The organism is Desulfatiglans sp., assembly GCA_012513605.1.
Classification (GTDB): domain Bacteria; phylum Desulfobacterota; class DSM-4660; order Desulfatiglandales; family HGW-15; genus JAAZBV01.
This window is the reverse complement of record JAAZBV010000130.1, coordinates 44,494-67,191: the sequence shown is the minus strand read 5'-3', so window position 1 is coordinate 67,191 and position 22,698 is coordinate 44,494. Positions and strand designations below refer to the sequence as shown.

The 22,698-nt window shown below is 44.0% G+C and carries 23 protein-coding genes; 12 read left to right on the top strand and 11 right to left on the bottom strand.

Going from position 1 to position 22,698, the window contains the following annotated elements:
* The first annotated feature begins 119 nt into the window (after window positions 1-119).
* Window positions 120-1,316, top strand: coding sequence for an MFS transporter (locus GX654_17705; GenBank protein NLD38700.1), 1,197 nt, complete (start codon window positions 120-122; stop codon window positions 1,314-1,316).
* On the opposite strand, the gene GX654_17700 is transcribed toward GX654_17705, so the two are convergent.
* Window positions 1,288-1,863: an NUDIX hydrolase gene (locus tag GX654_17700; protein ID NLD38699.1), complete on the bottom strand. Its 576-nt coding sequence runs from the start codon at window positions 1,861-1,863 to the stop codon at window positions 1,288-1,290. The two genes, GX654_17705 and GX654_17700, sit on opposite strands and share 29 nt — an antisense overlap.
* An 80-nt stretch (window positions 1,864-1,943) precedes the next feature.
* A complete protein-coding gene (locus GX654_17695; GenBank protein NLD38698.1) occupies window positions 1,944-3,878 on the bottom strand; it encodes an ATP-dependent DNA helicase in 1,935 nt (644 codons plus the stop codon).
* 290 nt (window positions 3,879-4,168) lie between these two features.
* Here GX654_17695 and GX654_17690 point away from each other — a divergent pair, with 290 nt between their 5' ends.
* Window positions 4,169-4,348: a helix-turn-helix domain-containing protein gene (locus GX654_17690; GenBank protein ID NLD38697.1), complete on the top strand. Its 180-nt coding sequence runs from the start codon at window positions 4,169-4,171 to the stop codon at window positions 4,346-4,348.
* A 72-nt stretch (window positions 4,349-4,420) separates the two neighbouring features.
* Here GX654_17690 and larE read toward each other — a convergent pair whose 3' ends face one another.
* Window positions 4,421-5,233 (bottom strand): ATP-dependent sacrificial sulfur transferase LarE, encoded by an 813-nt coding sequence (larE, locus tag GX654_17685; protein NLD38696.1) that lies wholly within the window; start codon window positions 5,231-5,233, stop codon window positions 4,421-4,423.
* A 316-nt stretch (window positions 5,234-5,549) separates the two neighbouring features.
* Here larE and GX654_17680 point away from each other — a divergent pair, with 316 nt between their 5' ends.
* Both GX654_17680 and GX654_17675 read left to right on the top strand, forming a co-directional pair.
* Entirely contained in the window at window positions 5,550-5,819 is a 270-nt protein-coding gene (locus tag GX654_17680; protein NLD38695.1) for an HU family DNA-binding protein, read from the top strand.
* 80 nt (window positions 5,820-5,899) lie between these two features.
* Complete coding sequence (locus GX654_17675; GenBank protein NLD38694.1) at window positions 5,900-6,169, top strand: hypothetical protein; 270 nt, start codon at window positions 5,900-5,902, stop codon at window positions 6,167-6,169.
* On the opposite strand, the gene GX654_17670 is transcribed toward GX654_17675, so the two are convergent.
* The 3 genes from GX654_17670 to pyrG form a co-directional block, all read right to left on the bottom strand.
* The gene (locus tag GX654_17670; GenBank protein ID NLD38693.1) at window positions 6,166-6,921 is read right to left on the bottom strand and encodes a hypothetical protein; all 756 of its coding nucleotides are present in this window, start codon (window positions 6,919-6,921) and stop codon (window positions 6,166-6,168) included. The genes GX654_17675 and GX654_17670 overlap by 4 nt on opposite strands.
* A gap of 83 nt (window positions 6,922-7,004) precedes the next feature.
* A complete protein-coding gene (locus GX654_17665; GenBank protein NLD38692.1) occupies window positions 7,005-7,358 on the bottom strand; it encodes a hypothetical protein in 354 nt (117 codons plus the stop codon).
* A 13-nt stretch (window positions 7,359-7,371) separates the two neighbouring features.
* Complete coding sequence (pyrG, locus tag GX654_17660; protein ID NLD38691.1) at window positions 7,372-8,952, bottom strand: CTP synthase (glutamine hydrolyzing); 1,581 nt, start codon at window positions 8,950-8,952, stop codon at window positions 7,372-7,374.
* A gap of 292 nt (window positions 8,953-9,244) precedes the next feature.
* On the opposite strand from pyrG, the gene GX654_17655 reads away from it, so the two are divergent.
* Complete coding sequence (locus GX654_17655; protein ID NLD38690.1) at window positions 9,245-9,622, top strand: response regulator; 378 nt, start codon at window positions 9,245-9,247, stop codon at window positions 9,620-9,622.
* Between the two features lie 71 nt (window positions 9,623-9,693).
* Window positions 9,694-11,016 (top strand): ribosome biogenesis GTPase Der, encoded by a 1,323-nt coding sequence (locus tag GX654_17650; GenBank protein NLD38689.1) that lies wholly within the window; start codon window positions 9,694-9,696, stop codon window positions 11,014-11,016.
* On the opposite strand, the gene GX654_17645 is transcribed toward GX654_17650, so the two are convergent.
* A complete protein-coding gene (locus tag GX654_17645) occupies window positions 11,007-11,744 on the bottom strand; it encodes an OmpA family protein (protein ID NLD38688.1) in 738 nt (245 codons plus the stop codon). The genes GX654_17650 and GX654_17645 overlap by 10 nt on opposite strands.
* Window positions 11,745-12,524 carry an OmpA family protein gene (locus GX654_17640; protein NLD38687.1) on the bottom strand — a complete coding sequence of 260 codons (780 nt, stop codon included), beginning with the start codon at window positions 12,522-12,524 and terminating at the stop codon, window positions 11,745-11,747.
* A 365-nt stretch (window positions 12,525-12,889) separates the two neighbouring features.
* Between GX654_17640 and GX654_17635 the strand changes: the two genes are divergently transcribed.
* On the top strand, window positions 12,890-13,822 hold the full coding sequence (locus GX654_17635; GenBank protein NLD38686.1) for a TIGR01212 family radical SAM protein: 933 nt from the start codon (window positions 12,890-12,892) through the stop codon (window positions 13,820-13,822).
* 478 nt (window positions 13,823-14,300) lie between these two features.
* A complete protein-coding gene (locus tag GX654_17630) occupies window positions 14,301-15,074 on the top strand; it encodes a hypothetical protein (GenBank protein NLD38685.1) in 774 nt (257 codons plus the stop codon).
* A 49-nt stretch (window positions 15,075-15,123) separates the two neighbouring features.
* On the opposite strand, the gene GX654_17625 is transcribed toward GX654_17630, so the two are convergent.
* Window positions 15,124-17,097, bottom strand: coding sequence for an FAD-dependent oxidoreductase (locus GX654_17625; protein NLD38684.1), 1,974 nt, complete (start codon window positions 17,095-17,097; stop codon window positions 15,124-15,126).
* A 152-nt stretch (window positions 17,098-17,249) separates the two neighbouring features.
* Between GX654_17625 and GX654_17620 the strand changes: the two genes are divergently transcribed.
* The 4 genes from GX654_17620 (at window position 17,250) to GX654_17605 (ending at window position 19,711) form a co-directional block, all read left to right on the top strand.
* Complete coding sequence (locus tag GX654_17620) at window positions 17,250-17,978, top strand: M48 family metallopeptidase (GenBank protein ID NLD38683.1); 729 nt, start codon at window positions 17,250-17,252, stop codon at window positions 17,976-17,978.
* Window positions 17,979-18,237: 259 nt separating this feature from the next.
* Window positions 18,238-18,492 carry a type II toxin-antitoxin system HicA family toxin gene (locus GX654_17615; protein NLD38682.1) on the top strand — a complete coding sequence of 85 codons (255 nt, stop codon included), beginning with the start codon at window positions 18,238-18,240 and terminating at the stop codon, window positions 18,490-18,492.
* Window positions 18,489-18,821: a type II toxin-antitoxin system HicB family antitoxin gene (locus tag GX654_17610; GenBank protein ID NLD38681.1), complete on the top strand. Its 333-nt coding sequence runs from the start codon at window positions 18,489-18,491 to the stop codon at window positions 18,819-18,821. Before GX654_17615 ends, GX654_17610 begins: the two co-directional genes overlap by 4 nt.
* A gap of 599 nt (window positions 18,822-19,420) precedes the next feature.
* The gene (locus GX654_17605) at window positions 19,421-19,711 is read left to right on the top strand and encodes a hypothetical protein (protein NLD38680.1); all 291 of its coding nucleotides are present in this window, start codon (window positions 19,421-19,423) and stop codon (window positions 19,709-19,711) included.
* A gap of 91 nt (window positions 19,712-19,802) precedes the next feature.
* Here GX654_17605 and GX654_17600 read toward each other — a convergent pair whose 3' ends face one another.
* The gene (locus GX654_17600) at window positions 19,803-21,719 is read right to left on the bottom strand and encodes a SpoIIE family protein phosphatase (GenBank protein ID NLD38679.1); all 1,917 of its coding nucleotides are present in this window, start codon (window positions 21,717-21,719) and stop codon (window positions 19,803-19,805) included.
* Window positions 21,709-22,698, bottom strand: a complete 990-nt coding sequence (locus GX654_17595) for an ABC transporter substrate-binding protein (GenBank protein NLD38678.1) — start codon at window positions 22,696-22,698, stop codon at window positions 21,709-21,711. The genes GX654_17600 and GX654_17595 overlap by 11 nt, the downstream gene beginning before the upstream one ends.

Genomic DNA, 22,698 nt, shown 5'->3' with positions numbered 1-22,698 from the left:
ATCAAAGTATATGGTGGAAAGGTTTGGATCGCCCTTGAAAATTCAGGGGGGAGTGAATATAGTTTACGAATCTTATTACATTGCTCTATTTATTAATGAAAAGCATCATTGGAGGCCATATGTCTGACAAATCATGTCCCATACCCGAGACCTTTCAGTCCATGTTCTGGAGCATTTTATATCTTACGCTCATTTTTTTCCTTACATTCATCAGCCGTTTTATCTTTTCTCCGCTTCTCCCCACAATATCGGCTGACCTCGGCATAAGCACGGGGCAGGCAGGCTCCATCTTCCTTATAAGCTCCATTGGTTTTATGATCGGGGCGGTTTCCTCCGGGTTTGTCTCCTCAAGGATAAACCACAGGGGCACCCTTACATTATCTATATTTTGTGTGGCAGCAGCACTTTTAGTATGTGTAACAATGACATCTCTTGCCACAATAAGGCTTGCCATGCTGGTAATAGGTATTGCAGCCGGGTTTAACCTTCCGTCCATAACCGCTATCATAACAGCAATTGTGAGCCGACCAGACTGGGGCAAGGCCCTTGCTGTGCAGCAGCTTGCGCCTCCCATGAGCCTCATACTTGGGCCGCTCCTTGTTGTATTCATACTTCACTGGTTCAATTGGCGATTTCTCATGGGCGGGATAGCAGTGTTTGTCTTTTTAATGGCCATCACGCTCCTGATATCAAGGATAGGTGATTTCCCCGGTGATGCCCCAAAGGTGAAGCTTGCGCGCTTCATACTTGCACAGAGGTCATTCTGGTTACTCATAGTCCTTTTTTCAATGGGCATAGGGGGCCAACTGGGTGTTTATACCATGATGCCGCTTTATCTTGTTACAGAAAGGGGGCTTAATGCGGAGACAGCCAACACGCTGGTTGGCACAGCGCAGATATCCGCACTCTTTATGACCTTTTTTTCGGGATGGATTACAGATAAATTTGGAGAGAAAAAGGCAATAGCCTTTTTTCTGCTCTGTTCAGGGGTTGTTACACTGTTCCTGGGGCTTTTATCAGGCGCATGGCTCAAGGTGATGGTCTTTTTACAGCCTGCACTTATCGCCTGCTATTTCCCCCCGGGGTTTGCAGCCCTTTCACGCATTGTACAGCCTGATTACCGGAGCCTTGCTACATCATGGGTAACGCCTGCGGCCCTTGTACTGGGGGGTGGGCTGCTTCCAACAGCCCTTGGCTACATGGGCGAGGCATATTCTATAGGCACAGGTATTACCCTTGCAGGGGCACTTATTATATTAGGCTTTCCCCTGGCATTTTTCCTTAAACTTATAGACAAGATGGAGGACGGCTGTTAACACACCGCTGATATTCCATATAATAGCGGTAAAATGCCGCAAGGATAAGGGAGTGAGTTATCTCTCCCTCCCTTATCATCCTCGGAATATCATCAAGGGGACGCAATAACACCTCTATATCCTCCTTGTCATCAAGGTCCTGGGCACCATCCGGAAAGCTGTCTAGTGCAAGGTATGAGTAGCACCTGTTATTCATAAAGGCAGGGTTGGCATGGGTTCGACCCAGAAGGACCATCTCTTTTGCGGTGTAGCCTGTCTCCTCTTTTAATTCCCTTATGGCCGCATCAAGGGGTGTGTCTCCTGGTTCAACTATGCCTCCGGGGATCTCCAGCACCACATCTCTAACCCCGTGTCTGTATTGCTTTATCAGCACAACTTCCCTGTCCTTTGTTACGGGGATTATATTCACCCACTCATGGGATTCAAATATGTAAAAGTCATGCTCCTCACCTGTGCGGGGTGAAACAGCACGGTCAATCCTGAGATCAAATATTTTGTATGATTTTTCTTTTATGCTGGAGAGAAGTTTCCAGGGTTTAACTTTCAAGATTATCTCCTATTTAATCAGGTTGATTACAAACTGGATTTTTCACAAGGTATCTACAACGTCGAAACCCGGTGCAAAATTCAGGAGTTAAAAAAACCTTCAAGAGCCTTCAGTTCATTTACTATTTTCATCTCCGGAAGGCTTTTTATAAAAAACCTGCCATAACTGCTCTTTACTATACGTTTATCAAGCACCGCAAGGATGCCGCGATCAGTGCTTTTTCTTATGAGCCTCCCAAGCCCCTGTTTGAGCGAGATGATAGCTGACGGCACCTGATATTCCATGAATGGGTTTCCTTCCCGGGTGTTTATCATGTCTATTCGCGCTCCCACAATGGGGTCCCCCGGAGAATCAAATGGTAGTTTATCTACTATAAGGCAGCTCAACGCCTCACCTGGTACATCAACCCCCTCCCAGAAAGAGCCTGTGGCCATAAGCACAGAACCGGTATTCCTTTTAAAATCCTCAAGCAGGGTATTCTTCGGGGCCTCACCCTGCCTGAGTATCCTGTAGGAGATTTTTCCTTTAAGCGCGTTATAAACCGAATTAAGGTTATTATAACTGGTAAAAAGCACAAGGGCTCGGCCCGATGAAAGCCTGAGTATTTCGGCTATCCTCCCTGTAATTGCGGGCACAAATTCATCACTGTTTGGCAGGGGAAGATCATGAGGTATGTAGAAGAGTACCTGTTCCATAAAATTGAAGTGGGAGGGATATATGGCCTCGCCGGCCTCTTCAGGTATGCCCAGCCTTGACCTTATGTAATCAAATGTCCCGCCTGTTGAGAGTGTCGCAGATGTAAAGATTATGGTTTTGACATTCCGGTAGAGCTGTTCACGCATGTTTACCGAGATATCAAGGGGAGAGGCATGAAATGCAACACCCCTTTTCCTCTTTTCATACCATTCGAGCCAGTTATCCTTTCCCCTGCTGAAGATAAGGTTGAGGTTGTCCTCAAGCTCATGCGCCCTTGCAGAGAGCGAGTTTTCAAAATTCCCCTGTATATACTTCAACCCTTTTTTAATTGAGTCAAGGGCGGTTTTATGTTCAGACTCTATTTTATCTATGTTAAGTCTCCCCTTTTCAGGGGCATCAAGAAAGAAGGAATTAATCTGTGCAATGCCTGCCTTTAATGCGGCAATATTCATCATCATGTTTTCAGGGGTACCCGGCTTGTTAACCTCTGCCTCTTTCTGAACATCTGCTGCAAGGTCGAGTATCTGACCGGTGCTTAAGGATGCACCAAAGTAAGAGGTTGCAATGTCCTCCACCCTGTGCGCCTCATCAAAAACAACCGCCTCAAACCTTGGTATGATCTCACCAAAACCGTCAGATTTTAACATAAGGTCTGCAAAGAAGAGGTGGTGGTTTACTATGATGATGTCTGCCTTTGCAGCGAGTCTCCTTAAACTAATGATAAAGCAGTCATCCCTGTGCGGGCAGTCAGAGCCCTTGCACCTGTCTGATGATGAGGAGAGCATATCCCAGAGAGGCGCATCATCCTCCATCCATGAGAGTTCTGCCCTGTCCCCTGTTACTGTCTTATTAAGCCAAGCGTCAATGAGCATCCTCTGTTCCATCATCTCAGGTTTCAGGAATGAAACCATATCAAAATGCTGATGATATCTGTTAAGGCATATGTAGTTTGCCCTCCCCTTCATCAAGAGGCTGTTGACCTTAACATTCATCGCGCCGGTTACAAGGGGGAGATCCTTGAAAAATATCTGCTCCTGCAGGTTCTTTGTCCCTGTTGAGATTACTGTCTTTTTATTGCTCAGGATAATGGGCACAAGGTACCCCATTGTCTTCCCGACACCTGTCCCTGCCTCGATCATGACCTGGTTTTTTAGATCAAGGGCCTCATCTATGATGCGCGCCATCTGTACCTGGGCCGGTCGGTATTCAAAATCACCGAGAAAGCGTGATAAGAGCCCATCTTTTCCAAGTGTTTTATCTATTGTAAGAGGTATAAAATTCATGGGCTGAATAATAATGTTATGGATTGATAAGGTCAATGAAGATCAAACATCTTTTGACGCACAGTCAAAAAATATTACAGGCACAGGCATGAAAAACATCCTTCCTGCCTGATGTATGATGCAAACAGATTAAGACTTAAAATTAAAACCCCCTGATATCAAGCCTCTTACGCCTTAAAAGGCAGTAATTTTAAACAAAGATATGAATATGCCGATAAGACATTGCAGGAGAATGCATCTCAAATGTGTTCCCCCTGTTATGGCACAGAAAATGCAAAAATATACTAATGATCTAATTGAATGAAGCATTACAAGGAGAATGGATAATGGAAAAAGAGATCCTGACAATAGAAGAGGCAGCAGATTATCTCCAGATAGGTAAAAGGTCTATCTATAAACTTGTAAAGGATGGGAAGATACCCGGTAAAAAGGTCTTGAACAAATGGCGCTTTGAAAAGGAGAGCCTCAGGGAGTGGGTAAGCAAGGGTGAGGCAGAGGAGGTATAGTGTAACCTGTTACTGTTCCAAATGTGTAATTCATCTTTATCCTGTGGTTGTTTGATACCCTTGCCAAGCCTGTTACAGCCCCCTGTTCATGCTCCCTGATCTGTATCCTTCAAGATCAAGGGCAATATGCAGGAACCCGATTGATTTAAAATCCTTTATGATCTTTTCCCTGAATTGCTGGTTGGAAAACATGGAAAAATCATCTGTACCTGCCTCTATCCTGGCCACTGTGCCGTGATACCTGACCCTGTATTGTTTCAGACCTGCCTCAGCCAGTATATCCTCAGCCCTTTGTACCATGGATATCTTTTCATCGGTGATTGACTCCCCATAAGGTATGCGTGAGGCAAGGCATGCCATTGAAGGCATGTCCCATGTTTTAAGACACATCTCCTTTGACAGGAAGCGTATCTCCTCCTTGGTCAATTCAGCATCAACAAGGGGGGCAATAAGGCCCATCTCTTGTGCCGCCTTTATCCCCGGTCTGTAATCGGAAAGGTCATCAGTATTAATCGCGTGGGCAATATGTGTGATGCCATGTGCTTTTGCGATCTCTTTCAGTTTGTTGCAGATAGCCTTTTTGCAGTGGTAACAGCGATCAGGCAGGTTTGCCCTGAATTCGGGGATATTTTTTTCATCTGACTCATACATGATGTGCCTTATCCCCTTCAATGAAGTGAATTCCTTCGCATTCCTGATGTCAGTTATCGGGTGAACATTTGATGTTGCTGTAACGGCCAATACCCTTTCGCCAAGCGCCTCTGCTGCAACCGCAAGAAGGAAGGTGCTGTCAACCCCGCCTGAAAATGCGATCATGAGAGATGGCAGGCGTTTAAGGTGGCTAATAAGGGTATTCTTTTTTTGTGCTGCAATTTTTTTGTCCATGTCTTTACCATCAGAAGGTTTGTTAATCAGGTCTATGCTCTTCATGGCATAAAAGATACTACTGAAGGCACATAACACAGCCGGGGCAATGCAGTCAACAGAAGTCATGGTGGGGAACCCTAGTAAAGGTCTTATTGTTACAAGGCCGTAACATTCAACTCATGGCAGTGTTTTGAGGTTGTATGGGGCCAAGAATGAAGAATAGCGTGGAAAAAATGATCAACGCTGTATTTTATGCTTGATATTTATGTTTCATTGCTTTATTGTCCTCATACTTTCGATTTTTATTTCATACCATTTTTGAAAGGAGGAAACAATGAATAAGGGTGATCTGATTAACGAGGTAGCAAAGGTAGTGGCTACAAAGAAAGAGGCCACTGCGGCAGTTGACTGTGTATTTGATTCAATATCAAAGGCTCTTAAGAAAAAAGAGACAGTCACACTGGTGGGGTTCGGTACATTCAAGGTAGACAAGAGGAAAGCAAGGACGGGTAGAAACCCACAGACCGGCGAAGCAATCAAAATCAAAGCCAAAAAGGTGCCAAAGTTTGTTGCCGGTAAAAGTCTTAAAGACGCTGTAAATTAAAAATATTTCTTCTATTTACACGCCGAAACCCCCTCAGGCCCAATTCCCTGCGGGGGTTTTTATTTTTCCGGAAGGTAAGTATGTCAGACGAAAACAATATCCGTTTTGATGCGTATCAGATCCGCTGCCCTAAGCTCGGGCATGCAGTCACCTTCTCATACTGTCGCATGGAAAACAAGGGGCTGCCCTGTTTCAAGGCCCTTGACTGCTGGTTTCAATATTTTCCAGTTGAAGAGTATTTAAGAGGGTTACTCTCAGAAAAGGAGTGGGAAAATGCCTTTGAAAGGCAAAGACCCACAAAGGTACAGTCTCTCCTTGAGCTTATAGAGGCAGCGAAAAAACAGGTTTAATTCCCGTAGGTCTTTATGTACCTGTCAAAAAGATCCTTTGTATTGTCATCGATGTGTCTCCTCTTTCCGCAAATCATGACCGGGACCTTTTCTTCATAAAGGTATTTAATCATCTCCTTTATCCCTGCGATAGAAAAGACTGGGATGCCGGTTTTCAAGGTGAATGTTTTAATGGTGTTTTCGCCCTTTACATCAGGGATATATTTGCCCTGGCTGTCATATACCGCTGTGCTCTGCTCCCTGTCCACAGCAATGCCAATACCTGAAATAATAATCTTTATCCCCTGTGAAGCAGCCTCATTATTAAGGCTCTCTATGAGTTCATATTTTGTGCCCATTGTTGTGGTAACATCGTCAACAATAAAGATCCTGCACCCGTCAAACAGGGTGCGGTTTACAAGCAGGCTGTTTGATGAGCTGCCTTCGCCATGTTTTTTAGCCTCTTTTCTGTCATATTCAAATAAGAGATCATGGCCGTATTTTTCATAGAGGCCTATGGCGGTTGCCAGGGCAATGGCACTGCCCTTATATGATGGCCCCAGTATTATATCTGTTTTTGAGATAAGGCCTGTCCCCATGATCATATCGCTGAAGAGGGAGCCTAACTCTCTTACAAGCTTACCTGTCCTGAACATCCCGAAATTTACAAAATAGGGGGTGGGCCTTGTGTCTTTAAGGATAAGGTTATCATCAAAGAAAAGTGCGCCTGTCTGTGCAAGCAGCCTTGCGAGCCTCTGTTTATATTCTTCCATATCTTTTCACCTTGAAAATTAAGTTTCTTATGTCCGGTCTGATGTAAAAAGAAGCACAAATCATGGCCGGAATACCTTTTAAATTATTTATGCTGTTTCAATATAAAACCGCATCTTTCGCATTTCACCTTCTTCTGCTGCCTGTGGCCGCACCGGGTACACTGTGTGAAGCTCTCCATGCCCGCCACGCACCCGGAGAGGTTTTTACTCATGCACCTCTCTTTACAGGTCTGGATATAGACATCCCCTCCTGCCTGCATAATCGTCCTGGCGTATTTCCTGATAAATTCAAGGGAGTCAGCCTCCTTTAAGACAACAGGCGCCTTTTTAATCATGGTCTCTGTGTCACCGGGGGTTATCCCAAATCTTGCGATATGACCCTTAAAATACTCCTCTGTGCGTGTCAGACCTGTAAATACGACCCTGTATCTACTCATTGATATACCTTTTTCATTCGAGACAGGCCTTTACAAAGCCGTAAAACAGGGGCGCGGGCGTCTCCATCCTGGATTTGAGTTCAGGGTGAGCCTGGGTTGCAACAAAATACTTATGCCCCTCCAGTTCTATAAACTCTACAAGCCTGCCATCCTGAGATGTCCCTGAAAAGACCATGCCGTTCTTTGTGAGTATCTCGTGGTACTCAGGGTTGACCTCGTACCTGTGTCTATGCCTCTCTGATGCCTCATCTTTACCATACAGGGCCTTTGTCAATGTCCCCTCTTTGAGTATCGCGGTATAGGCGCCAAGCCTCATGGTGCCGCCCTTTTCTGTGATATCTTTCTGTTCAGGCAGTATGTCTATTACCGGATGGGGTGTTTTAATATCCATCTCAGTGGAGTTTGCCCCGGTAAGGCCACACACATTCCTTGAAAACTCTATGATTGCCATGTGCAGCCCCAGGCAAAGGCCAAGGAAGGGGATATTCTTCTCGCGGGCCACTCTTATTGTCTCTATCTTGCCTTCCACACCTCGTGAACCAAATCCCCCTGGCACAACAATGCCATCCACCTCATTCATAAATGAGGTGTTTGAAAGCTCAGTTGTTTCAATCCACCTGATATTGATTTTACACTCAAGGTGTGCGGAGCAGTGATTAAAGGATTCAATAATCGAGGCATATGAGTCTTCAAGCTTTGTGTACTTGCCGCACATGGCCACGGTTATTTCCTTTTTCGGGGCCTTGATATTGTTGACAAGCTGCCGCCACTTTCTCAGATCAGGGGGGCTGTAGATATTTAGTTTCTTGTGTAGTATGCCGGGAAGCCCCTCCTCTTCAAATACAAGGGGTATTTTATAGATATCATCCACATCCAGACCGGTTATAACAGCCTCAGGGTCAACATCACAGAAGCTGGAGATCTTTGCCTTTATATCTTTTGTAAGATATTCGGTGCACCTGCCTATTATTATGTCAGGGAATATGCCCCGCTGCTTCAGGAGATTGACGCTCTGCTGTGTTGGTTTTGATTTCTGCTCATTTACGCCATATGGTATCGGCACATAGGTAAGGTGTACATAGACTGTATTTCCCCTGCCCGCATCCTCCTTCAGTTGCCTCATGGCCTCGAGGAAAAGCTCATTCTCTATGTCACCGACCGTGCCGCCTATCTCAATGATAACCAGGTCAGCCGCCTCATCCTTTGCTATCGTGAATATATGATTCTTGATCACATCTGTAACATGGGGGATGTACTGGACGGTCTTCCCCAGGTAATCTCCCTTTCTCTCCTTCTTCCTTACCATGTCAAAGACCTTGCCCATGGTCAGGTTCCAGTTTGATTTGCAGGTGGTGCCCAGGAATCGTTCATAATGGCCGAAGTCCATATCCACCTCTCCGCCATCATCCAGGACAAAGACCTCGCCATGTTCATAGGGGTTCATAGTGCCAGGGTCTACATTGAGATACCCGTCGCACTTTATGGGGATTATCTTTAATTTTGATGAAAGAAGGTGGCCGATTGATGCGGCAGCGATCCCCTTTCCCAGCCCTGACAAAACCCCGCCCGTAACAACTATATATTTGGTGTCCATAATGCCCGAATCTTAATTATGAAGGTTATAGTAAGTAAAAATGAAAAAAATAACTAACCACATTATCTTTTTTAGTCAAGACAAAAAAATGGAAAGATATGGTTCATGGATGTTGAATTGTTAAAAGTCTATATATCCGCCTGAAATTCAAGTAAAAATGAATGCTGACCATTGTCAAAAATACAATATGTATTATCTTGATTTTGTTAAATACAAGATATTGTAGTTTTTTATTGACATAGGAGTCTGTAAAAAATATCATTTCGGGAAATTTGAAGAGGATAAAAAGAAAATGTTACCGAAAAAAGTATTACTAGTTGATGATGAAAAAACCCTTTCCGAACTCATAATGGAGTCCCTTAACCTTGTTGGGGGTTTTGTTGTGGAAAGGGCTTTTAACGGGAAAGAGGCGGTTGAAAAATACAAGTCCTTTTCTCCTGATATTGTTGTGATGGATGTAGAAATGCCGGTAATGGATGGTTATGAATCGTCCTCTAAAATCAAGTCTATTGACCCTGATGCAAGGATACTTGTGCTTACAGGAAATCCCGGAGATATCAGGGCAAAAAAGACCATAAATGAAGGGCTGGCCCTGAGGCTTTTAAGAAAGCCTGTTAAACTTATGGACCTGAACCAAACAATATGTGACAATCTTGCCGCCTGTGCCTGATCCATTTATCAGGCGGCGCCTCCAGTCGTACAGAAAATTTAAAATAGAGTATTTTTAATCTATAGGTAATCATGACTTCAATAATAGCCATAGTCGGACGCCCTAATGTAGGCAAGTCCACCCTTTTCAATCGCCTTTCAAGGTCTATGGACTCTATTGTGGATGATCAGCCGGGGGTTACCAGGGATCGCAACTATGCCACTGTCAACTGGGAAGGCAAATCATTCATCATCGTTGATACAGGCGGGTTTGATGAAAAGGATGACGGACCTTTTTCAGAACAGGTCAGGCAGCAGGTAATAAAGGCAATCGAAGAGGCTGACCAGATACTCTTTATGATGGATGGCAGAAGCGGGCTTGTGCCTGCTGATGAAGAGGTTGCAAATATCCTGAGGCGGTACGATAAAAAGACATATACTGTGGTAAACAAGATAGACAGCCCTGAAAAGGAGACCCTGATTCATGACTTTTACAGCCTTGGGGTAGAGACCATTTATCCCCTTTCATCTGCCCACGGCTATGGCTTAAGAACGCTTATGGATGATATAGCAGGCTCTGTCCCTGATGATGCTGAACCGGTAGAAGATCAGCGCCAGATACGTGTAGCCATTATCGGAAGGCCAAATGCGGGTAAATCCTCCCTCATTAACAGGATACTGGGTCATGAGAGGATGCTTGTCAGTGAAATACCCGGCACAACAAGGGATTCTGTTGATATCAGGATTAACAGGGGCGAACAGGAGTATCTTCTGATAGATACCGCAGGTATAAGAAGAAAGAGCAGGGTCAGTGACAAGATAGATAAATTTTCCATGATAAAGGCTATTCGCGCCATTGAAAGGTGTCATATTGCCATTATCATGATTGACGCAAATGAGGGTGTATCTGAACAGGATGCCAGGATATGCGGATATGCCCTTGACCGTATGCGCGGGGTTATTCTTGCTGTCAATAAGTGGGACCTTGTAAAAAAGGAGCCCGAACGCATAAAACAGCTTGGCCTTGATATAGACAGACAACTCCAGTTTGTCTCATATGCACCACGCATCAACATGTCCGCACTCACCGGCGAACGGGTTAACAAAATATTTGAAAAAATAGATGCAGTGTTTGAACAGTTTGACATGAGGATAAGTACAGGTGATGTGAATAAACTGGTGGAGGAGATGATCTTCAAAAGGCCCCCGCCCCTTGTCGGAAGGACACGCCTTAAATTTTTTTATGCGACCCAGACAGGAACCAGGCCTCCTACCTTTGTGCTTTTTGTAAACCACCCGAAGGCTGTACATTTTTCATACGAAAGGTTTATCGTAAACCAGATAAGGAGCACCCTTGGACTGGACAATGTACCCGTAAGGGTGATTTTCAGAGAGAGAAAAAGAAATCAGAAGTAGGTCTTGCTTTTAAAGATCATCTCAACCCGCCGGTTCCGGTCTCTCCCCGACGGGGTATCATTGCTATCAATTGGATGCTTTTCACCATACCCGCCTAATGCAAGGGTATCCGGGTTTACACCGCCCTCGTCGATAAGATATTTCATCACATTATAGGCCCTGATCAGCGAAAGGATGGTATTGGATGGAAAATCCTCATTGTTAATGGGCAGGGGATCGGTGTGGCCATCAATATATATCTGAAAATAGGATGCCTTTATAAATTTTGCCACCTCATTGAGGATTGGCTTCACCTCATCTTTTATCTCGGCCTTTCCACTTTCAAACATGATCTTGTGACCGAATACCAGCTTGAAACCGCCTTCAATATTCTGCAATACCACCTGGCCGCCTGATTCTGTCATGAATATCTCATCGGTATCAGCAGGGATATCAACCGGGTCATCCGAACGTTTGATAACCATGGCATCTTTGAGCCTGTCATATATGCCATCTATCATTACATCCTTTGGCCTGTATATCTCTCCAAGCTCCTTGAAATTCAAGATGCCGCTTGCGCTGGTAAAATTTGTAAAAAGGCTTTTCAATGATCTGTCATCCATGGAGGACATGGAGAGGAGAAGCACAAAAAAGGTGAGAAGAAGGGTTGTCAGGTCTGAAAAAGTCACCATCCAGGCCGGTATTGCACCCATCTTTACCTCTTCAATTATGACCTTGTCTTCAGCCATTTATACCCCTCTCTGCCTGAAAAAGAAGCCCTTGAAATCAAGAAAATCCTTTTTACCACCTTGATTTCTCAATCTGAATGGCACCTTCTCTCTGTAATCCAGGATGATCTCAACCTGCCGGTTCAGATATGATTCTTTTCCCTTTTTTGATGCACCCATATAATTCTGCCCGAACCCGTGTGCGACAATATCCCCGGGGGAAAGCCCTTTTTCCACAAAGAAATCAAACATGGCTATTGCCCTTTTTGATGACAAAAACATTGATTCCTTGTATGGGTCTTTTTCCATAATAGATTCTGAAGAATCACAGTATCCGCGGAGCTCTATCATCTGATGGCCCTCCTTTAACACATCTGCAAGATCGGAAAGAAAGCCTGACTTTTCAGCTAACAGTACGGATGATTTATGCCCGAAGATTACATTATCCTTAATAGTGATTATTGTACGTTCAAGCTGCTGGCTCATGGTCAGCTCAGATTTAAGTCCATGCTTGAGCGTTATATTACGAAGTCTTTCAAACTGTACTTCCTCCGGGGTAATAGGCGCCGCGCCTGTAGTTATATTAATCCCTTTCTGCTCTCCCAGTACTGACTGCCCTCCTGGCTTAAAACCAAAGGCCCCTACAAGTGAATTCAGGGCGCGGAGCTTTTTGGTTTTATCAACGGTAGAAAGGCTGAGCAAAAGTACAAAAAAGGTCAATAACAGGGTCATGAGATCGGTGTAGGTTGACATCCATGCGTTTGAATCAAGTTTATAATTGATCTTCTTTTTTATAACCATACTCTTCCCTGTACATCGTCAATTTTTTGGCTATTTTTATAGCCTATCAAAAGATTCCCGGATATCCGGGCCTTTTGCTTCATATGAATAAATAAAATAAACAGAAACAAGACCAATTTATCAAAGTTATTCAGGTTGCATTATTTATTCATACCTATCACACCCTGAATAAAAGCAAAACCTGTGCCATTTTTATATCATACTTATTTTCTCTTGCGAGTAATCAGCCTGTTAATCAGGCAGAACATCTCGATTATAAAAAAATAGCAGATTGACTTTTAATACTAATCCTGAAATCCTTTTTATAAAGATAATGGAATCATATAAAAAAGAGCTTTATGTTACATGTGCGAATCAAGGTGAAAATGATAAACAGATATAATGATTACAACAGCTATCTGAAAGGACTGTTCGGCCAGAGGGTGCAGAAGATCTCTATTGATGCGGGCCTTGGGTGCCCGAACAGGGATGGGGGTATATCCGGCAGTGGCTGCATATACTGTGATTCAAAAGGTTCAGGGAGCGGGGCAAAGGTCATTAATGGCAAATCAATAGAGGTGCAGGTATTAGAGGGTATAGAGTGGGCAAAAAAGAGATACGGTGCGGAAAAATTTATTGCCTATTTTCAGTCTTATACAAATACAAATGGTCCGAGAGATGTTTTAAGAGACCTCTACAGCAGGGCGCTATCATTTGACGGGATTGTAGGACTCTCTGTGGGCACAAGACCTGACTGCATAGACCGTGAAAAATTGGAGATACTGCAATCATTCAGCAGCAGGCATCTTGTGTGGATTGAATACGGTCTCCAGTCGTGTCATAACAAAACACTTGAGGCCATAAACCGTGGTCACAATGTGGCGGCATTTATTGATGCGGTAAGATTGACCATCGAATTCGATATAAAGATCTGTGCCCATGTGATCCTGGGGCTCCCCGGCGAGACAAAAGAAATGATGCTGGAGACAGCAAGATTTCTGGCAGATCAGCCCATTCACGGGGTAAAGATACACTCCCTCTATGTAACAAAGGGGACAGGGCTTGAAAAGATATATCTTGCAGGAAGGTTTTCATGCATGGAGAGGGATGAGTATATTGAATGTCTCATTGATTTTCTGGAGCTGCTCCCTTCCCATTTTATTATCCAGAGATTAACAGGTGACCCGGACAGGGAAACCCTACTAGCTCCGGAATGGACACTTTATAAGACTGAGAACCTTAACCTTATCAAAAAAAGGCTGGTGGAAAGGGATACCTGGCAGGGAAGGTTATGCGGGATAACTATTGCTGGAAGATAAAATCCTATTATTTATCCGGCCTCTTCCATTAAAGGTGCTATTTCATTAGGAATATCGCTTTCAGGCGACAGGGACTATGAAAAATGCTTCCTTTTTAGATATCCTGATAAAGACGTTTTTTTAATACAGCAGGCAGTTTTGTTTCCCGATCAACACCTTTTAAAATACCTTTTTATAAAGTCTTAGATATTGCTGACCAAAAATCATTATATCTAAGGGGTATATTAATCGATTTGAGCAATATTATTTTGTTCTTGAACAATTCAGTTTGATATATTAATATTCTCGATTATTGAAACTCATTTCTTAAGGATTATACATAAGTAAATCTCTTGATGTAAAATGCCCCTTATTAGCAGACTGTTATAATGAAAACGAACAGTATTGAGTTTTTATTTGGCGTGTGGAGATCAGCCGGTTATTTTGATGTCCACACTTTTCATCTGGTAGTAGCTTGAAAGGTATTAAAAGGAGAAAAATGGAAAAGAGAATTATTGTTTTGGTCTTGTGTCTGGTAGCATTATTGATCCAGGGGTGTGTTACAGCAAAATCATACAGGCTTGCTCCCGAGGTGCTTGCAGGCCAGAAGGTAAATGAACAGCAGGGTGTAAAAAGGATCGTTTCCAATAAAAAGGCGGGCGCCGTGTATGTGCGTTCAGTTAAGGATGCCTATTCCCGTGATGATTATCCGGGGATCGAAATCGGTCTGTTCAGCGAAAAGTCATTTGAATTTTCACCTGACAGTATCAAGGCATTTGTGGGTGGCAAACCACACAAGGTCATGACTATTGATGATATGGTGACACTAATTAAGGAGAATTACACTGCTAGCGCCGAGTCAATAAAAAAACAGGAAGATGACAGAAACAAACAAGCAGTAGATTCAAGCAAAAAGGATCCCAGCGATCCGGCTGTCTTTAGCCCAAGTGAACTTGATTCTGCAAATATGCCGGGACAATCCTATAAATCACAGTATAAGTATGATTTTAAGTCCATTAAGGAGACCAAACTGCAGTCTTCAGAAATCGCAGAGGCTGAGCTGGTAACACTGAAACAAGAGACAGAAAGGAACCTTAAGACTCTTTTATCAACATACCATGTAAAGACAAATGTTCCTGCGAATAAGTGGTATCCTGGAGAAATTAAGCTGGCAAAACTTGCTGAACCCTCAAAACCACATGAGATCAAGATAATAGTTAATGTCATGGGCGAAGAGCATGAGTTTTTAATAAAGTCCTCTGCTGGCAAATAAGGTTGTTTCAAGGTAATCCGCCCCGATGTCTGAAGCCGGGGCGGATTTTTTAAATCTCAAGGGCAATGTGATGAGCAGACGATGTGGCAGTCCAGAGGTTGCCCCGTGCAACAGCACAGTCGCCTGTGTAATACACCTCATCGGCTGTATCTCCAAATAACAAGGCCCCTGCCCTGTCAGGTTTCATGCCAAGGGCATGCACAAGGGTGTCGCACTCCATCCAGGTTTCCTTTTTGTCCGGGCCTTCAACCCTGATCCTGTTTTCTCTTACCTCAATAAGTCTTGTCTCTGCCATGTAGTTTATTCCCTGTTCCCTTATCAGCATGGAGAGTGCAACCATATTAACCACAGGTGCGGACATGATCACCCTTTCAAAGGGCATCATCTCTATAATGGTAACCTCTTTACCCTCTCTAGCGAGTGAGAGGGCTGTTTCAAGCCCGGTCAGACCGCCACCAGCTATTATGACCCTTTTGCCGACACTTACCCTGCCTGACTCCACATCACCTGCCCATACAGAATTTTTTCCATTGATCCCCTGGATAGGCGGTATCAGCGGGGTTGCCCCTACTGATACAATTACAGCGTCGGGGTTAAGTGCCCTGATATCATCATATGTTGCAGCAGCGCCCAGTCTCAGTGTTATGTCAGGGTTTTTCAGAGTTTCTCTGACTGCCCAGTTCAGGTATGCCCTTAAATCTGTCTTTAATTTTCCTGCGGCTGCAATATTCAGCATACCGCCAAGCTCAGCATTTTTTTCATAAAGGGTTACGTTGTGCCCCCTTTGGGCAGCGGTACGCGCTGCCTGCATGCCGCTCGGCCCGCCCCCTATCACCACAATATTTTTTGATTTTCTGGGGTAGGGTATCCTTAGCACATCACATTCCCTGCCTGCCTCAGGGTTTACAGCACACCTGACCGGCAGGAAAAAGTAATGGGGCTGGTTTATGCAGGTGTTACACCTCACGCAGGGGCGTATCTCATCGAATTTACCCAGCCTTGCCTTGTTAACAAGGTGCGGGTCAGCAATGGTCGCCCTTAACATGGTGACCACATCCGCCTTTCCTTCATCCACGATCCGCTCTGCAAGCGCCATATCTATTCCACCCACAGTGCCTACAGGTATCTTAAGGGCATCCTTGAAATGTTTTGCATAATGGACATTAACACCCCGCTCATAATAGGCAGGCGGGAAAATAAAGGTAGCTGTCTCATCATTTTCCATAACACCGGTGGAGACATAGAGTATATCAATCTTATCCTGTATATGTTTCGCAAAGGCAAGCTGGTCATTTAAGGTAAGGCCATCCTTTTTCTTTTCCTCTGCGCTCAGGCGGTATTCAATGGCCATGTCCGGCCCCACGGCCTCCCTAATGCCGGTCAGTATATCATCAACGATCCTGCACCTGTTTTCAAATGAGCCGCCATACTCGTCAGTGCGTCTGTTACGCACAGGTGACAAAAAATCACTTATGAACATGCCATGCGCCCCATGTACAAGCACCATATCAAAACCTGCCCTTTTACACCTGACAGCAGCATCAACATAATAGCCGACTATCTTGTGTATCTGCTGAAGAGTAAGGTCTGCGGGCATCTTGTTTGCAAGCTTGTCATTAATACCAGTGGAGTCCTCTGTTCGTATCTTTGAGAGATCTTCCTCACTCATCTCATTATCTGGTTTGTTCACATCGCCAAAATCCATGTAGACCAGTTCTATGGTAGATTTTGCACCCATCTGCCTGATCATCTCAGTCATCCTGAACATGCCGTTTATGGATTTATCAGTGGTGAGGTCAATAACAAACCCGGACATGGCTGGAGGAGTCGGGTTGACCATGCTCTGCCCCACGCCCACGACACCAAGGCCGCCCTTTGCCCTTGCCTTTGCCCACTCAAGCCCCTCCTGGGTCATAACACCCGTGTCACTGCAAAGGAGGTTTGCGCCAGGTGCCATAATTACACGATTTTTTATCTCAATATTCCTGATTTTAAATGGGTGGTATAAAAGACTTTTTTTCATATTATTCCTTTTCGCAAAAAATCTGACACATAGTGCCTTGTTTTTAAACGGTTTTTAAAATAGATTCCTGAATGACAGTTTCATTTGTAAATGTCACAGGTGATGTTATGTGTCAAGGGTATTAATAGTGCCCAGTTTTTAAGGAAATATCAATGGCTAAAAGGGTTTTAAAAGCGGAATATATTATCAGGGATATCGATCGTGATATCCATTGCACCCTTTACAGGAAGTCATGCAAAAACCTGCGTATTACTGTTGACGCTGACCAGCAGGTAAGGATCACCGCACCCCTTCGCGCATCCAATTCCTATATCAGTGAGGTGGTAAAGGAAAAAACCCCATGGATCATTAAAACCATCCTGAAGCTTCAAAACCGCCAGATGCTGCCTTTACCCAGTGAATACATTTCAGGTAAAAAAACATCATACCTTGGAAAGGAATATACGCTCAATGTAGCAACTGCCAAAAGGGTTCAGGTCATACTGTTGGATGGAGAGCTTGTTGTCCAGACAAAAACTTCAGATGCTGACAGCGTGAAGAGGGTGGTTGATAAATGGTACCGGGATCAGGCGGAAAAGGTGTTCAGGGAATATCTTGATAAAGGCCTTGCCATCATGTCTGATCATGACCTTCGCACCCCCATGCTTAAGATACGGAACATGAAAAACAGGTGGGGCAGTTGCACAAGGGCAGGTATAATCACATTAAACCTCAGGCTTATCTACCTGCCCGAGGTCTGCATCGAATACATTATAATGCATGAGCTGTGTCATCTGCGGTATCTAAACCATTCCAGGTTTTTCTATGCCTTTTTATATTCATGTATGCCGGACTGGAAGGAGCGAAAGAAGATTCTGGAAAGTTACAGGCTGAAGGTCTGATGCTGAATTCCATAAGTTCAACGGCATATTGCTCATAGTGTTAACCTTTTGTTAACACCGGCTTAGACGAAGAGAGCGCTACAATCCATGATAAACAAAAAACAAACAGGATGCACTAATATCAAGGCAGTTAAGGTATTAATCTTAATTGCCTTTTATATTTCATGTTAAGTTTATGTAAAGGTTATCTCTTTTAACCTGCATCAATATGCCATGAAAATTTATTGACAAAGTACCATGATTTGGTACTATTCAACACATGAAGCCAAAGCATCAAAAAACACTGGAACTTATTTTTAACAGGCCTGTTAGCGGTAATATTAAATGGGTTGATATTGAAAAATTATTTATAGCGCTTGGCGCTGAGGTAAGTGAACGTGAAGGGTCCAGAGTTGCAGTGTTTTTGTTTAATGAAGTAAGAATATTTCATAGGCCGCATCCTACACCAGACACTGATAAAGGTGCAGTTATAAGCATTCGTAAATGGTTGGAAATGCATGGAGTTACATCATGAATATAATGACTTTTAAAGGACATAAAGCAAAAATAGAATATGACCCCGATATAGATATGTTTCGGGGAGAAATACTTGGTCTCAATGGCGGGGCGGATTTTTATGGAAAAACACCCGATGAATTGCGTCAGGAATTCAAGAAATCTTTAAATGTTTTCCTGGAGGCATGCAAAGAAAAAGGCATTGAACCATATAAAGAATTTTCTGGAAAATTTAACTTACGCATTCCACCTGAACTGCATGCTGAAATAGCCTCACTTGCCTCCGCAGAGGGAAAAAGCCTGAACCAGTGGATTGTTGAAACGATTGATCAAAGTGTGCATACGTAACAGTTTAGTTCATATGGATATTGGATCTTAGTCGATATCAGGAAGAATGGACCAGGTGACATCCTAAGTACAAACGTCTATGCTTTTATGTCTTACTGGTATAAACTGCGAAAGAAATTATGTAGATATTTTTTTCTTAAAAGGACGTATAAAGTCAAGGGTGGTTTGAGAAGAAAAATGGATTCCCTCCTTCGAGGGAATGACAGTGATATGAACCCTACGATAGAGCAGGATCAATAACCCGCTCCTCGGGAATGACGCCCTGTGTTGGGTTCTCTGATTTGTTCCTCTAGCTTCAAAGACTACGATATAAAAAAATGCGGTACGTCAGCTTTGAAAGTTACCGCAGCGCATCAAAAACAGTGTTCTCACTGAGACCACATTACCAGACACTGAAAAAGGAGCAAACGGTTACAGTCCCCGGCAGATAAAACGAAGACCGGAAGCAGGCCAGTGTCAGCCTATATATTTTACTCTATTTTCAGAAACCCACAGGTATGTGTATTCCCCGTAATCAGGATTGGCGTGGAATATACACAGGTATGTGTTATTTTAGAAAAGGTAAAAAACTTAGATCAGAGCATATCTTCGTTTCTGTGATGGCCTATCATTTTCTTGCCGGGGTTTTACGTCAGTTGCGTCAGGATGGTATCCAATATAACTGGCAGAGCATCAGAAATATACTGTCTACTCATGTAAGGGTTACGACCATGTTTAAGACCGATGATGGTTCTACTGTAAATATCAGAAACAGCACAGTGCCGATAATGAACCAGGTGGCCATTTACAAAAGTCTGAAGGTAAAACAGCAGCCCATGGATCGTATCATGATCAAAATACCACTCAAAAAACCAACTACTGAAAAATGTAGTGGGGAAAATTTGGTCTGATTTTACCTAACATGCTGTTTTTATTGCAGCTTCTTATTTTTCTTGTCGAACTTGGGTTAATATTCCGAGACTGTGGTTCACCTGAAGAAAATTACTGCCCTGAGTAATTTATTATCATCATGGTGATATCATCGGTCTGAGGAAGGCCCTGAGAGAAGTCTTTAACATGATCAAGGACACTGTTTACTGTCTTCGTAAGTGAGCAGTTATTTAAACTTCTAAGATCTTTTTCAAGACGAGTCTCTGAAAAGAGTTCATCATCCTTGTTCGCAGCCTCTGTAACACCGTCTGTATACAAAAACAGCCTGTCTCCCCTTTGAAGCTGAATTCGGTTGGATTTATACAAAAAATCTTCCATAACCCCAAGCGCCATTCCGTGTGTTGTGGCCAGAGGCTCCAACCCTCCGTCCGCTTTCATCAGATAGGGTGGATTATGCCCTCCGTTGCAGTATTCAAGTTCTCCGCTCTTCAGGTCGAGTATTCCGAGAAACAGGGTAACGAACATCAATGAAGGGTTATCTAAAGACAGGTCTTCATTGACGCTTTTTAAAATCTTGTTCGGAAAGAGCCCCTGAGTTGCCTTGCTTTTTATAAGGGTTTTAGTGATGGCCATAAAGATTGCCGCAGGAACCCCCTTGCCGGAGACATCACCTACCGTGAAACACAGATGATCTTCATCCATCAGGAAAAAATCGTACAGGTCTCCTCCGACCTCCTTTGCCGGTTCAAGTATGGCGTATAGATCAAATTCAGTTCTTTCGGGAAACGGGGGAAATTTTTTAGGCAGTATACCCATCTGAATGTCATGGGCTACCTGAAGCTCACCCTCAATCCTTTCCCTCGCGGCAGTAGCCTCAGTCAGTTCAAGAATATATTTTTTAAGAGAAGTCTTCATATATGTAAAGGAATCGGCGAGTCTTCCAACCTCATCCCTGGATTTAATAAAGGGGATTTCTATATCCAAGTGCCCGGCTGCTATCTCCTCGGTTGCCCTGGAGAGTGCCCTGAGGGGGCTGGTAATTGTCCTGGCGATCCATATGGTAACAATAAGGATTATAAAAAAACCAAGAATGCTTATAAGGAGCACTGTGTGGCTGAGACGAGAAATATCGGCCATGAGTTCATCCTGAGGAAAAAGCACTGCCAGGGACCAGCCGTTGGAAGAGAGAGGCATATAGACCATCCAGCACTTCTTGCCTGAGACTGTACTGGTAAAGGGTGAAAATCCGCTGTTTCCGCTTACCATTTTTCTTCCCAGTTCACGGACGTCATTATCTTCAAGTGCCTCAGCAACACTGAAGATGGTTTCATTCATCACAAAATCCGGATTTGGATGGGTCACAAAGGTCCCGTTTTTAGAAAGCAGAAACCCGTAACCGGTTTGACCAATCTTGATTGATGAGATGATTTTCTGAAGCCATTCAAGTGAGATATCGGCAGTAACCACGCCGGTGAAAACCCTTTTACCGTCAATGTTTCTGTAAAAGGGCATGGAATAGGTTACCATTATGATATTCCCTGCTCCCTCATCAAAGTAGGGCTCAGACCAGGTTGGCATGTTGAGCTCACAGGGAATCTGATACCAGTCATAAAATATGTAATCATATGTGATATGTGATATGGCTGTGCCATCATCGCCCCTGTACACATAGGGCGCATATCTTTCTCTGTCTCCCTGGTATGCGTATGGCTCAAATGCCATAGTGGTGCCGTAGATTTCGGGATTGTTATCCACAACCGAGCGCAGAAGGCTGATCAGCTCTTCTCCCTCACTATTCATGTCTTCATAGAAATAGGAAAGGCTTCGGGGAACCTTTTCTACTGACATAAGAACTGTATCTATTCTGTTTACAGTGGACTGTGCGAGGTTTCTGGCATTTTTTTCAACATTTTCCGATATGATCTGCCGAGAAAAAAAATAATTGTAGGTAAAGACAACCGCAAATATAACCGTGATGCTGGTCAGAATCAGAAGTGCAAGTTTAAGGGCGATTCCTCTATTTTTCATTGATCTCACCAGGCTTTCTGTAAAAATCGGAGAGTTTGGGGATTTTTTTTATAAAGCCGCCCGAGTATAGTGCGTTCGCCACCCTGTAGTAGTCCTCTTCAGACAGCATTCCCATTGGCACATCCTCTTGAGGAATCATCAGGTCTCTGATCCTGTCCAGCATCCATCTCTGGTGAACTCTTGTGGCAGGGATATGCTCTTTTTCGAGATTTTTCATAATCAGATCTATGGTCTCCTCAGGATGAGCAAAGGCGTATCTCCACCCCTGTTCAGATGCCCTTATAAAGGATTCACACAGGCCAGGATCATCTGCACAGGTGTCTTCAAGTGCGTATATTCCATCTTCAGGGAAATTGAGCCCGTGTTCATGAAACATAAAGGTGGTGAGTTCTTCGGGGTTGAGTCCGGAATTTAAAATGGTATGGTATTCATTGTACCACATGGCGGAAACCACATCCACGCCGTCTCTCAGAAAGAGATTTACCGAGTAGGACTGCCTCACAATCTGCGGGGTTATATTATATTTTTTAAAAAAAGCCTTTGGCTGAAGCTGGAACACAGGACCCCACAAGCCCACCTTTTTGCCTTCCATGTCGCGGGGTTCCCTGACGCCTCTAGCTTTTTTGGCAACGAGCATCAGGGATGAACGCTGCATCATCTGGGCGATGTTAATCACGGGAATTCCCTGATCCCTTGCCTCCAGCCCTGATGTGAGCCAGACAGTCGCGAAATCGGCGGTGCCATCCTTTAGAAGGTCAATGGGCGGGCTATCCGGCCCCCCTGTGATTATCGTCAGATCAATGCCCCGCTCTTTATAGAAATCCTTTTCAAGCCCCATATAATATCCTGCAAACTGGGCCTGGGGTACCCATTGGGGGATCAGGGACACCTTTTTCAAGGCATTTTCTCCGGCAAAGGATTGAACAGTGGAAAGCAGGATAGAGATGATCAGAAACAGGGCTGTAGAGATTGATCTCAT